Origin of the sequence: Euhalothece natronophila Z-M001, assembly GCF_007904085.1 — a bacterium.
Taxonomy (GTDB): domain Bacteria; phylum Cyanobacteriota; class Cyanobacteriia; order Cyanobacteriales; family Rubidibacteraceae; genus Halothece; species Halothece natronophila.
In genome coordinates, this window is the sequence record NZ_CP042326.1 from 609,933 (window position 1) to 623,115 (window position 13,183).

12 protein-coding genes and 1 tRNA gene are annotated in these 13,183 nt (G+C 42.8%); 11 read left to right on the forward strand and 2 right to left on the reverse strand.

The features are described from left to right. Positions 1–69: 69 nt before the first annotated feature. The 9 genes from FRE64_RS02760 to FRE64_RS18220 all read left to right on the forward strand — a co-directional run bounded on the left by FRE64_RS02760 (position 70) and on the right by FRE64_RS18220 (position 9,304). The gene (locus FRE64_RS02760) at positions 70–540 is read left to right on the forward strand and encodes a DUF4168 domain-containing protein (protein ID WP_146294567.1); all 471 of its coding nucleotides are present in this window, start codon (positions 70–72) and stop codon (positions 538–540) included. Between the two features lie 82 nt (positions 541–622). Further along, positions 623–2,608: a two-component system sensor histidine kinase NblS gene (gene nblS / locus FRE64_RS02765; RefSeq protein ID WP_146294568.1), complete on the forward strand. Its 1,986-nt coding sequence runs from the start codon at positions 623–625 to the stop codon at positions 2,606–2,608. A gap of 12 nt (positions 2,609–2,620) precedes the next feature. Next, complete coding sequence (locus FRE64_RS02770; RefSeq protein WP_246140374.1) at positions 2,621–3,121, forward strand: pentapeptide repeat-containing protein; 501 nt, start codon at positions 2,621–2,623, stop codon at positions 3,119–3,121. Further along, complete coding sequence (locus FRE64_RS02775) at positions 3,112–4,248, forward strand: 5-(carboxyamino)imidazole ribonucleotide synthase (protein WP_146294570.1); 1,137 nt, start codon at positions 3,112–3,114, stop codon at positions 4,246–4,248. Before FRE64_RS02770 ends, FRE64_RS02775 begins: the two co-directional genes overlap by 10 nt. After that, positions 4,235–5,167: a cation diffusion facilitator family transporter gene (locus FRE64_RS02780; RefSeq protein WP_146294571.1), complete on the forward strand. Its 933-nt coding sequence runs from the start codon at positions 4,235–4,237 to the stop codon at positions 5,165–5,167. The genes FRE64_RS02775 and FRE64_RS02780 overlap by 14 nt, the downstream gene beginning before the upstream one ends. 105 nt (positions 5,168–5,272) lie before the next feature. Beyond that, complete coding sequence (locus FRE64_RS02785) at positions 5,273–7,651, forward strand: phosphoketolase family protein (protein ID WP_146294572.1); 2,379 nt, start codon at positions 5,273–5,275, stop codon at positions 7,649–7,651. Positions 7,652–7,872: 221 nt separating this feature from the next. After that, the gene (locus FRE64_RS02790; RefSeq protein WP_246140375.1) at positions 7,873–8,613 is read left to right on the forward strand and encodes an N-6 DNA methylase; all 741 of its coding nucleotides are present in this window, start codon (positions 7,873–7,875) and stop codon (positions 8,611–8,613) included. 35 nt (positions 8,614–8,648) lie between these two features. Further along, on the forward strand, positions 8,649–8,942 hold the full coding sequence (locus FRE64_RS02795; protein ID WP_146294573.1) for a helix-turn-helix domain-containing protein: 294 nt from the start codon (positions 8,649–8,651) through the stop codon (positions 8,940–8,942). An 83-nt stretch (positions 8,943–9,025) separates the two neighbouring features. After that, positions 9,026–9,304, forward strand: coding sequence for a winged helix-turn-helix domain-containing protein (locus FRE64_RS18220; protein WP_390622263.1), 279 nt, complete (start codon positions 9,026–9,028; stop codon positions 9,302–9,304). 12 nt (positions 9,305–9,316) lie between these two features. Here the strand turns inward: FRE64_RS18220 and FRE64_RS02805 are convergent. After that, positions 9,317–9,390 (reverse strand) — tRNA-Pro (locus tag FRE64_RS02805). A 108-nt stretch (positions 9,391–9,498) separates the two neighbouring features. Here FRE64_RS02805 and lipA point away from each other — a divergent pair. Both lipA and FRE64_RS02815 read left to right on the forward strand, forming a co-directional pair. Further along, on the forward strand, positions 9,499–10,377 hold the full coding sequence (gene lipA, locus FRE64_RS02810; protein ID WP_146294574.1) for a lipoyl synthase: 879 nt from the start codon (positions 9,499–9,501) through the stop codon (positions 10,375–10,377). A gap of 129 nt (positions 10,378–10,506) precedes the next feature. Then, the gene (locus FRE64_RS02815; RefSeq protein WP_246140376.1) at positions 10,507–11,058 is read left to right on the forward strand and encodes a YdcF family protein; all 552 of its coding nucleotides are present in this window, start codon (positions 10,507–10,509) and stop codon (positions 11,056–11,058) included. Here FRE64_RS02815 and FRE64_RS02820 read toward each other — a convergent pair. After that, entirely contained in the window at positions 11,029–13,137 is a 2,109-nt protein-coding gene (locus FRE64_RS02820; RefSeq protein WP_146294576.1) for a hypothetical protein, read from the reverse strand. The genes FRE64_RS02815 and FRE64_RS02820 overlap by 30 nt on opposite strands. Positions 13,138–13,183: the final 46 nt, after the last annotated feature.

The following is a 13,183-nucleotide window of genomic DNA, read 5'->3' on the forward strand; positions in this document are numbered from 1 at the left end:
TTTTATTCTGGCTTCCCGTCTAAAGATACTGCACTTACACCCAATTCAAAATCATTACTCTCAATAACCATGCTGAAACTGTTTTCCTGGTGTCCTTCTTTCTTAAAATTAACCCTAGTCACCACCGCCCTATTGCTTGCTGAAACTAGCTTAGGGATGATCCCGAATCAACTTGCGACTAGGGGACTGCTTCAAAATTCAAGTATTGCTCAAGCCCAAAATAATTATGATGAAGAAAAGCTCAACAGTTATGCTGCCGCTGTTCTAGAAATTGAACCAATCCGAGAAGAAGTCAAGCGAAAAATCCAAGCAGAACTCGATGGACAACCAATGCCACAAATGGCTTGCCATCGTTCCGAAAGCTATCAAGACTTGCCCGAGGAAGCGCGATCGCTGATTATTAATTACTGTCAGCGTTCTGAGGAAATTGTCGAAAATCAAGGCTTGAGTGTATCAGAATTTAACGAAATTACACAGGAAATTCAAAATAATCCTGAACTTCGTCAAAGAGTGCAGGACAAGATGTTAGAGTTACAGTAATAAGCCCAATCAAGAAATATGCGAAAATAGAGTAGCAGATATTGGCTATCTTTTTGTGATCGCAGATGCCGGGGTTAGAACCTTGAATACAATCCGCGAAATTATCGCCCGTTGGTGGTCAGATTTTACCCTTCAAACTCGTCTCATGGCAGTGGGAACCTTAGTGGTTTCCCTCGTCATGAGTGGTTTAACCTTTTGGGCTGTGAATACCATCCAACAAGATGCTCGGATGAATGACACCCGATTTGGACGGGATTTAGGCTTATTACTAGCTGCGAATATTGCCCCCCTAGTTGCCGAAGATAACCTCACAGAAGTTGCCCTCTTCTCAGGACGATTTTATAGTAGTACCTCCAGTGTCCGCTATATTCTCTATGCCGAACCAGATGGCAAAATCCGCTTTGGGATTCCTTTCTCCGAGGGCGAAGGACAAAATGCACTAACCATTCAACGATGGATTCAACTTCCCGATAGTTATGATCCAGACGCAGATCAACCCTTTGTGCGTCAACATAATACCCCTGATGGTGAAGTAACAGACGTTTTCGTTCCCTTAATCTACGAAAAAGAATATCTCGGAGTTTTAGCTGTCGGAATTAATCCTAATCCTACCGTTGTTGCCTCTTCTAATCTTACCCGAGATGTCACCATTGCAGTTTTTATTTCTATTTGGGCAATGGTCATTTTAGGGGCAGTTTTTAATGCTTTAACCATTACTAAGCCCATTAAAGAATTGTTAGTGGGAGTGAAAAATATTGCAGCCGGAAACTTTAAGCAACGCATTGAACTCCCCCTTGGTGGTGAATTAGGAGAATTGATTTCTAGCTTTAATTATATGGCAGAACGGTTGGCGCGATATGAAGAACAAAATATTGAAGAATTAACTGCAGAAAAAGCTAAATTAGAAACCTTAGTTTCTACCATTGCTGATGGAGCGGTTTTAATTGATACTGATTTACAAATCATGTTAGTGAATCCCACCGCAAAACGAATTTTTGGTTGGGAAGGAAAGGAAATTATTGGGAAAAATGTGTTGCACCATCTTCCCCATGAAGTGAATATAGAAATCAGTGAACCGCTACAAGAAGTGATCGCAAGAGATACTTCCGATGAAACTGAAGATGTGGAAACTCTCAGAAATGGTGGCGAGTTTCGGATTACCTTAAATAGTCCCCATGAGCGAACCGTTCGCATTTTACTAACACGGGTTTTAGATCAATATCGTGAAAGTATCAAAGGGTTAGCGATTACCGTCCAAGATATTACCCGAGAAGTGGAATTAAACAAAGCAAAAAGCCAATTTATTAGTAATGTTTCCCATGAATTAAGAACCCCCTTATTTAATATTAAATCCTTTATTGAAACCCTTTCTGAGTATGGAGAAGAACTAAGCCCAGAAGAACAAAAAGAATTTTTACATACTACCAATAGTGAAACAGATCGCTTAACCCGTTTGGTGAATGATGTTCTTGATTTATCCCGATTAGAATCCTCCAAGGCTTATCAAATGACAGCCGTGGATTTGAGTCAGCCCATTGAGCAAACCCTTCGTAGTTATCATCTCAATGCTAAGGATAAAGAAATTGAACTTTTACAAGAGGTTCAGCCTGAGTTACCCCCTGTGATGGGCAATTATGACTTACTATTACAAGTCTTTGCCAATTTAGTTGGCAATGCTTTAAAATTTAGTCGTCCCAAGGGAAAAGTAATGATTCGTGCTTATCTTCTTGATCCCGAAGATCATCCTTACCAATCGAGCCCCCAAGTTCGGGTAGAGGTTTCTGATACAGGAATTGGCATTGATACTGAAGATCAAGAGGCAATTTTTGATCGCTTTTTTCGGGTGGAAAACCAAGTCCATACCTTAGAAGGAACGGGCTTAGGCTTGTCCATTGTTCGCAATATTATTGAAAAACATCACAGCATGGTACGGTTAGTGAGTGAATTAGGTGTAGGAACCACCTTCTGGTTCGACTTGTTAGTTCATGAATCTGCCGTAGGGAAACATGAGGATGGACAAGTGACCCCGAAAGGTGAAGAATTGATTGTAAATTCTGAATTGAATTAAGTATTAAAAATAATGAACTTTCTAACTAAATTAATTTCTGGTGTGCTTGCTTGTGTGGTTCTCTTCTTTCCTTTAACTGCCCAAGCCCAAACTAGTACAGTTTTTGAACGTCAATCTTTAATTAGTGCTGATTTATCTCGAGAAAATCTTTCGGGTGAAACGTTGCAGTTACGAGAAATTTCTGATGCTAACTTAACCGAGGCGAATTTGAGTCATACTGACTTACGGGGATCAATTTTTACCGAGTCAGTCATGGTAGAGGCAAACTTAGAAGGAGCCAATTTAACCTTTACTGTCTTAAATGCTGTGGATTTTACAGGCGCAAATCTCAGCCAAGCTATTTTAGAAGATGCAATTCTCTCACGGGCTAAATTTGAAAATACCACAATAACTGGCGCGGATTTTAGTAACGCGGTATTAGATAACTCTCAAATTGATCAGCTTTGTAAAAGTGCAGAAGGCGTTAACGAGGAGACGGGTGTTGCGACTCGGGATTCATTAGGATGTCTATAAAAAAGCGTGTTGGTGTAATTGGTGGGGGGCAACTTGCTTGGATGATGGGTTTAGAAGCGTCATCTCTAGGGGTGTCTTTACGAGTACAAACCCCTAATTTTCATGATCCGGCAGTGGCTTATGCTGAAGAAAGCGTTATTGCCTCTTTGTCAGATTTAGAGGCAACAAGACAGTTAGCCCAATCTTGCGATGTGATCACTTTTGAGAATGAGTTTATTGATTTAGCTGGCTTAAGTCGTTTGCGAGAAGAGGTAGATTTTTATCCCAGCTTAAATTCTCTTGCACCGTTGTTAGATAAATTTGAACAACGCTGTTATCTCCAAGAGTTGGGTATCCCTGTACCGGTTTTTAAGACGGCAATTGCTGGGGAAGCTCAATTTGAGGAAGATGAGTTTCCCTTAGTGATTAAGGCAAGACGACATGGGTATGATGGACAGGGAACATTTATTGTAGAGACAGATAGGGAGTTAACAAGAGTATGGGAAACCTTAAAAGGGCTTCCGGTACTCGTGGAAGAGTGCATTCCTTTTGAGAAAGAGTTAGCTGTCATGGCAGCCAGAGGAGTGAATGGGGAGACTGTGGTTTATCCTGTTACGGAAACCTATCAGCAAGATCAGGTGTGTCAGCGAGTGATTGCCCCGGCACGGATTAGTGAGGCGTTAGAAGAGGAAATTCGCGCGATCGCGCAGTCACTGTTAACTGCCCTTAATTGGGTGGGGGTTTTTGGTATTGAGTTTTTCCTCACCGACAATGAGCGGGTGTTAGTGAATGAAGTTGCCCCCCGAACTCATAATTCTGGACATTATACCCTTGATGCTTGCGATATTTCCCAATTTGCCATGCACTTAAAAGCCGTTACTGGTGATACCTTAACCCCTCCTCAGATGAAAAGTGAGGCAGCGGTAATGGTGAATTTACTGGGTTATGAAACCCTAGAAAGTGACTATGCCCAACAACGTGAGAAATTACAAGCTCTGCCCCATACTCATCTCTACTGGTATGGGAAAACCCAAGCGCGTCCAGGGCGAAAACTCGGTCATGTTACTATTTTAGAAAAAGATATTACCAAAGCCAGCGCGATCGCGGATCAAGTTTCCGCCATTTGGGATTCTCATGACAAAGGTTGATCATCGTCCAGAAGTCCGCCGTGTTCTAATTATCACGCTCATCCTCAATATTATTGTTATGGGCTTAAAATTAGTCGTGGGGTTTCTCACCGGTGCGTTAAGTTTACAAGCAGATGCCCTTCATAGCTTTACCGATGCAGCAAACAACGTTCTGGGATTAGTCAGTAATCAATTTGCCTCCCCACAACCCGATCGCGATCACCCTTATGGACACCAAAAATTTGAAGCCCTTGGGGCATTAGGAATTGCCGCCTTTTTAGGGATTACTTGCTTTGAAATTATCCAACGTAGCATCGAGCGCATTTTTACAGGAGTCTCACCAATTACGCTTCAAGGTTGGGAATTATGGCTATTAATCCTTGTGTTAGGCGTTAACATTTTTATTGCCTTTTATGAACGTCATGTTGGGAAAAAACTCAACAATCGGATTTTAATTGCAGACTCCTATCACACCATGGGAGATATTTGGACAACTATTGTCATCGTTGCAGGATTAGTGGGAATTTGGCAGGGGGCAAGATGGGATATTCCCGAATTACAATGGCTAGATGTTGTTTTAGCCTTTCCAGTTGCCTTATTAGTCTTTAAAAGTGCTTGGGAGGTTTTGAAAGAAAATTTACCTTGGCTAGTGGATGAGGCGGCAATTCCCCCAGAAGTCATCCATCGCATTACTTTACAAGTGCCAGGGGTGATTAATTGCCATGATATTGCCTCCCGAGGCGTAGTGGGACAACAAGTCTTTATCGAAATGCACATGATTGTAGATGCCAATGATCTTGAAACTGCCCACAAAATTACAGAAGCAGTTGAGGAAAAATTGAAAACCTATGTGGGGCCAGCAAGAGTGGTTATTCATATGGAACCGCCACGATATCAGTCGGATACAATCACCTTTTCTGAGCCAAACGACACCAATTAGGAAGCCAAATATCGAAAAAACTAAAAAAAACCTGAGAAACCCTCCATACTGCCTAAGTAATAATGCACAATGAAGGTGATCGCAACGTAATTATCCCAAAAACCTATGACAGTTGCTACTCCCATCCAAAATAAACCCCTATCTGAAGAACAAGTAGAGAAAATGCACGCTTATTGGCGGGCAGCAAACTATCTCTCCGTGGGACAAATTTATCTCTACGATAATCCTCTCCTAAAAGAGCCCCTAAAGCAAGAACATATTAAACCTCGTCTTCTCGGACACTGGGGAACCACCCCCGGATTGAACTTTATTTATGTTCACCTCAACCGCGTTATCAAGCAAAAAGACCTCAATGTTATTTATCTTGCCGGTCCCGGTCACGGTGGCCCCGGGTTAGTGGCTAACACCTATCTTGAAGGCACATACACTGAATTTTACCCTGATATTTCTCAAGATGAACGGGGCATGAAAAAACTCTTCACCCAATTCTCTTTTCCGGGTGGTGTGCCCTCTCACGTTGCCCCAGAAACCCCCGGTTCCATTCATGAGGGTGGAGAACTTGGTTATGCCTTAGCCCATGCTTATGGCGCTGTTTTTGATAATCCTGACCTCATCGCAGCTTGTGTTGTTGGCGATGGAGAAGCAGAAACCGGCCCCCTTGCTACCAGTTGGCATTCTAATAAATTCCTCAATCCTGTCCATGATGGGGCAGTTTTACCGATTTTACACCTTAACGGGTACAAAATTGCAAACCCCACTGTTCTATCACGACTGGGGGATAAAGAACTGGAAAACCTCTTTGTGGGTTATGGTTATAAGCCCTATGTTGTGGACGGATCAGACCCTGAAGCCATGCACCAGTTAATGGCGGGGACACTTGATAGTATTATTGGCGAAATTAAAAGCATTCAAGCAGAAGCCCGAACCAATGGCTTTACCGAACGTCCCCAGTGGCCAATGATTATTTTACGCACTCCCAAAGGCTGGACGGGACCGAAAGAAGTGGATGGCAAGAAAACAGAAGGCTTCTGGCGTTCTCACCAGGTTCCCTTTTCTGATACGCAGACTAACCTAGAACATATTGCGCTTTTAGAAGAGTGGATGAGAAGTTACAAGCCGGAAGAACTCTTTGATGAAAATGGGAAATTCCGCCAAGACTTAGCCGCCCTCGCACCAGAAGGAGAAAGACGGATGGGGGCAAATCCTCATGCCAATGGGGGGTTATTGATGAAGGCTTTAAAAATGCCCGACTTCAAAGATTATGCCGTAGAAGTCAGTAAACCGGCTACGACTTACGCCCAAGCCACTCGCATTACAGGAGAATTTCTCCGCGATGTGATGAAAATGAATCCCCATACTTTCCGCGTCATGGGGCCAGATGAAACGGCTTCTAACCGTTTAAGTGCCTTATTTGAAGTCACTGACCGCACTTGGATGGATAAACGCCTCCCTGAAGATGAAAATTTATCCCCTGAGGGGCGCGTGATGGAAGTTTTAAGCGAACACCTTTGTCAGGGCTGGTTAGAAGGCTATCTCTTAACGGGACGACATGGCTTTTTCTCCTGTTATGAAGCCTTTATTCATATCATTGATTCTATGTTTAACCAGCACGCTAAATGGTTAAAAACGACTCGTGATGAAATCCCTTGGCGACAACCGATTCCATCCCTTAATTATCTCCTCACCTCCCATGTGTGGCGACAAGATCATAATGGCTTTTCTCACCAAGACCCCGGGTTTATTGACCATGTGGTGAATAAAAAAGCTGATGTGGTGCGGATTTATCTTCCCCCTGATGCCAATACCTTATTATCGGTTACTGACCACTGTCTGCGGAGTCGTAATTATGTCAATGTAATTGTTGCTGGTAAACAGCCTGAATTACAGTATTTAGATATGGATGAGGCAGTTAAACACTGTACGGCTGGTTTGAGTATTTGGCCCTGGGCGAGTAATGATCAAGGAAGTGAACCGGATGTGGTCATGGCTTGCGCTGGCGATACTCCCACGTTAGAAACTTTGGCAGCGGTGGATATCTTGCGTCAGAAATTCCCTCACTTAAAAGTGCGTGTGGTCAATGTAGTGGACTTAATGACCCTACAACCAGAAACAGAACACCCTCATGGCATTACCGATCGCGAGTTTGATACCATCTTTACTACTGATAAACCCATTGTTTTTGCCTATCATGGCTATCCTTGGTTAATTCATCGTCTTACCTATCGTCGCACCAATCACTCTAATCTCCATGTGCGCGGTTATAAAGAAGAGGGAACGACCACGACTCCCTTTGATATGGTGGTCAAAAATGATTTAGATCGTTTCCATTTAGTGCAAGATGTGATCGATCGCGTTCCTAAGCTAGGGTATGCAGCGGCTTATGTCAAACAAGAACTACGGGATAAGTTGATTGAACATCATCACTATGTCACTAAATACGGCATTGATATGCCAGAAATCCGTAACTGGAAGTGGCCCTATTAATCCGTAATCAGTAACCAGTGACCAGTATTTTTTGGTTGCTGGTTATTTACTACAAGACTTGATTTTTGTCAAAACATCTTGCTGAACTGACCCTCTAGGCGCGATCGCGCTCAAGAATAGTAAACTGTATTAGCGAGATCAAACTGGACTTAATCTGATGTAATTATTCCTAAGGGCGGGAGTTTTCAGGATATTAAGGAATTATTGGCTTACCGCCAAATTTGTTTTATGGAACGGGAATTCCAGCTTGCATCATTGTTTTAGATCAAGAAAATGCTAATCAGCGCGATCGCGTATTTATGATCGATGCCAGTCGGGAATATATTAAAGATGGCAATAAAAACCGTTTTCGCGAACAAGATATTCGCAAAATTGTTGATGTTTTTAATCAACAGCAGACGATTCCCCGATATTCTCGATTAGTTCCTATTGAGGAGATTGCTAACAATGACTATAATTTAAATCTTCCCCGTTATATCGACACTCAAGAAACCGAAGATATTCAAGATATAGAAGCGCATTGGAAGGGTGGCATCCCCAAGGCTGATATTGAAGCATTAGAAGATTATTGGGAGATTTATCCTTCTCTAAAACAAGAATTGTTTGAACCGCTACGTTCGGGATATTTGCAAATTAAAATTCCCCCAGATGAAGTCAAGAAATACGTTTTTGAACATCCCGAATTTACCAGTTATGCTAATGCCATTGCCGACATTTTTAATCAATGGTGGGATCAAAATGTCTCCAACTTAAAGGGCATTCAACAAGGAGATAATCCCAAAGCGGTTATTAATCCCTTAGCAGAATCATTATTAAACGCATTTGAAAATCGTAACCTCATTGATAAATATGACATTTACCAGCATTTAATGGATTACTGGCTGGAAACGATGCGCGATGATGTCTATATTTTGGCAGAAGATGGATGGGTTGCTGAAATTATTAATCCGTGCGCTAAATAGTTAACATAGGGAAGAGAAGTAGAGTAGTGTTCTGTATGCAATTAAAAGACACTCGGAGTTTACCTCCTCAAGCTCAACAAGAAATTCGTAAAAGGGCAGTCATGGCAGTGATTGAGAAAGAACGTCCTCAAGGAGAAGTAGCCCAAGATTTTGGAGTCACTCGTACGGCGGTTAATCAGTGGGTACAACGCTACCGTCAGGGTGGCGAGGCAGCTCTCAAGGCTTGTAAACAAGGTCGTCGTGAGCATCCTAGCTTGGCGCGATCAAATCTTCGATTCGGTGAGCGGAGCTCAATCGCAGGTAACGACAATTACTCGTCTTATTCGTGATTACAGCCCAGAACAATTAAAAGGGCGCATTTACTCTCTGGACTCGACAAGCCGTATCTCAGCTCATTGAACAATGTTGGGGAATAACTCTTTCTCAAACGACGATTGGTCGTTATTTACGTCGCTGGGGGCTCTCACCACAGAAACCTGCTAAGCGCGCCAGAGAACAATGTCCTTTAACACTCCAACAGTGGTTAAATTACCAGTACCCATCTCTACGTCAACGAGCGCAACAAGAAGGAGCAGAAATTCATTGGGGTGATGAAATGGGGCTACGTTCCGACCATCAAGCGGAAGTTGGTCAGAGGTGGGGAAAACGCCAGTTGTGGGTGGTGGTGCTTAAAAAAAACACAGCTACATAGCCTAAGATAATATCGGGATGGCGGGATTCGAACCCACGACCTCTTCGTCCCGAACGAAGCGCGCTACCAACCTGCGCTACATCCCGTCCCGCTCTTTGACATTCTACCACAGAGGGGATGCTCGTTGCTGTCTTGCGACTATTTTTTCTCACAGGTTAGGATAAAAGAGTGTACCTTTTTGGAGACAGTGTCGCGTGGTCGTAAAACCCGATTGGTTAAAAGTTAAAGCCCCTCAGTTTGAGCGTGTTGGTAAAGTTAAATCCACATTACGAGAGTTAAAGTTAAATACTGTTTGTGAGGAAGCCTCTTGTCCCAACATTGGAGAATGTTTCCAGAAGGGAACTGCTACTTTTCTAATTATGGGGCCAGCTTGTACTCGCGCCTGTCCCTATTGTGACATTGATTTTGAGAAGAAACCCCAAGCGCCTGATCCTTTAGAGGCGTTACACTTAGCCGAAGCGGTGCAGAAGATGGGTTTAAATCATGTAGTAATTACTTCTGTCAATCGCGATGATCTACCTGATCAAGGGGCTTCCCAGTTTGTCCGTTGTATTGAACAAGTACGGAAGGTTTCTCCTGATACTACCATTGAATTACTAATTCCAGACCTCTGTGGAGATTGGAACGCCCTAGAAACAATTCTCAATGCTCAACCTGATGTTTTAAACCATAATACTGAAACAATTCCCCGTTTATATCGTCGCGTGCGTCCCCAAGGAGATTATGCGCGATCGCTGCAGTTATTACAAAAGACCCGAGAAATTGCCCCTTGGATTTATACTAAGTCTGGTTTAATGGTGGGTTGGGATGAAACGGAAGCAGAAGTGAAAGCAGTTCTCGATGATCTGCGCGAAGTGGATTGTGATATTGTCACAATTGGACAGTATTTACAGCCCACAGAAAAGCATCTAGGGGTTAAACAATTTGTTACCCCAGAAACCTTTGAAAATTGGCGCAAGTACGGGGAAGCGATTGGGTTCTTACAAGTGGTATCCTCTCCTCTGACTCGCAGTTCTTATCACGCAGAACAAGTCCAAGAATTAATGGCTCAATATCCTCGTTCAAAAGGATGAAATCCTGCGACCACGGGAACTTATTGGGGCAACAGTAGTTCTTGATAAAGGACAATTATTAGTTTTCTTGTTGTCATGTTGTCTCGCAAACCCTTTCGTTTTCTACTTATAGTCGGATTAGCGGCTATCTTGACCGTTATCATCTCGATTCCGGTTCGCTTTGTACTGGTTAAACTCCAAAATCCTGAACCGGAAGCTATCCTCATGCTAGGGGGGGATTTGTTTCGGGAAGACTTTACTGCAGAATTTGGTCAGCAACACCCTAATCTCGAAATTTGGATTTCAGGGACTTATCCTGAAGGTCGTCGGATATTAGAAGAACATGACCTTGATCCGGATCGGGTTCATTATGACGATCGCGCGACAGATACGGTTACAAATTTCACCACAATGATCGAACCCCTGAAACAGAATCATATTTCCCATGTCTATCTCATTACCTCTGATCATCATATGCCACGTTCTACCGCCATTGGCATGATCATTTTTGGTAGTCGTGGCATTACGTTTACCCGTGTTCCTGCTCCCTCTGACCAATCCCCGGAAACAACGCTTCGGATTGCCCGTGATGTGGGGCGTTCTTTCATGTGGCTCGTAACAGGTCGCACAGGGGCAAGTTTTAACCCCCGATTGTCCTCCCAGATCAAGCCCTTACTCTCCGTTATACCTCAACACAACTAGACTTCTTGCCCCAATTTTTAGGGGAATCACATGAGGATTATTGGAGTATTGACCAGTGGTGGTGTCGAGCATTATTCCTTCCTGATAGGCAGTGCAGGTTTGAAATTGCTCTAAAACAGACTGCGATCCCGCCATTAAACTCTCCCCATCAAAAATAACCTGCCACTGACCGAAAAATCCTTCAGGAACAGGTAATTCATACCTTTCATCGCCAGCAAAGGTCTGTGTTCCTAAATTAAAAACAATCAATAGTGATTCCTCTTTACTAAAATGACTACGGCGGAAAACGCAAATTAAGCCAGTACTACTATTACTGTGGTGCATTTCGGGGAAGATTAAAGACTCTCGCCCTTCTTCATTGAGTTTGGTATAGTGACGAAAAATATTCCGCAACTTAATCATGTCACGGCGATGCTGTTCATGGGTCTGATAGATGATCAGCGGCGATAACCCCGTCTCTTGCCAAGTTTCTGATTGTTCGGGGGTCATGCCTTCCCAAGTGACTTTCCATTCTTGGGGATCATCTAAGGCCCCTAAACTGAGACTATCCACTCCAGGGGTAAACATATAGCGCGATCGCGCAATAAACATGGTCATCGCTTCTGCGAGTCGCACCGTACGGCGCACATAATCTAAAAGATGATGCTCATTTAATGCCCCCAGTTCTATCAACTCTTGACCCTGATTTTTCGCTAACTGTGCTGGATGACCGCCATACGCCCAGTTAACATGAGGGCGACCAGCTAGAATATGAGGGCAGAACCAAGTTTCATCATGGAGTTGGGCATAAACGGCTTCTGGGCGTTGGGAATGAACAACATCACTAATATGATGCGCGATCGCGTCGGTATTAGGAACTAAATGATGATCTCGAATGGCAACAGGCTTATACAATTCCTCAACAATAGAAAAGCCCATTGGGGCATAAAAGATATCAATAAAGTCCTGTACCACTGGATTTTGCGACACCTCAAAGGTTTCTCCCAAAGTAAGCACTTCTGGACAAACGTTTCTCAACTCCGCCTTTAACTCCCGTAAAAACTGTTCGGCATAATTTTCGTCACGCTGACAATACTGCAAAATTAAACCATCAATATAATCAATCCGAATAATTTTCAGATGATAGGTTTTAATAAACGAGATAATTTTCTCAATTAACATCCGCCGAAGTTCAGGGATAGCAAGATTTAACATCCATGTGCCATAATCTCGAAATAAATAAGCCTCATAATCCACAAAGGTTGTATTGTCTAATCCCTCTACTTCATCCATCGATCCTGGAAACGGTTTCTTGACCTGGTGAGCAAAAATGAGATCAGGGATAATTTGAATATTCTCCTTGTAAAAGCGATCAACTAATTTTTTAAACTCTTGTGGCGACCCAATTTGCCAATCTAATTCCACAAAATTGTAAGTTAAATAATTATACTTTGGATTTAAACTGCTACGATTTGCCACAGAAGCCCCAACCGGAGCCATAATTTCATCAATTCCCAAGTCTGCTAAACACCCTGGAAGATCAGTTTTCAGGATACGACTTGCCAGAGATTGATTCACTAAATCTTCATCACGGTTATTCGGGGCGTATTTGCCATTTTTATAGCCAAATAGTAGCCCTTCGAGAGTGGTTTCTAGCAAGACACGACCCTGATTAATATTTGGTGGTTGATGTTGCCATTGATAAGTAAGACTAGGAACATAAATTTTTTCATAGCGGTTAGCAAGATTATTAAGGGGAACAATCGGTTGCCAATCTTGTCCTGATTTTTTATAGCGAAAGGTTACTTCTGTTCCTTCGGCAATATTTTCGAGTTGCAACCACCAAACGGGATGCTCTTGATCAGGGGGACTTAGTCTTTTCCACGTCCCATCAACATTCACTTCTACTGCAAAAGCTTCAGGATTTTTATCTCCTTCTGGCAAATACACTGCAAGATACAGATCCACTGTGCCATCGGAATAAACTTGCGTCACTTGCGAGAGATATTGAGGTGAGTAGCCACAAGCCCAATCTTGTGAATTTTCCAGATGACGTTCTTTTATAAATTTTGAAATTAGAGAACTAACATTAATTGCCATTTTTATCAAGTAAGGTATCGTTAAATTTGTTTTGTTAAGCTAATAT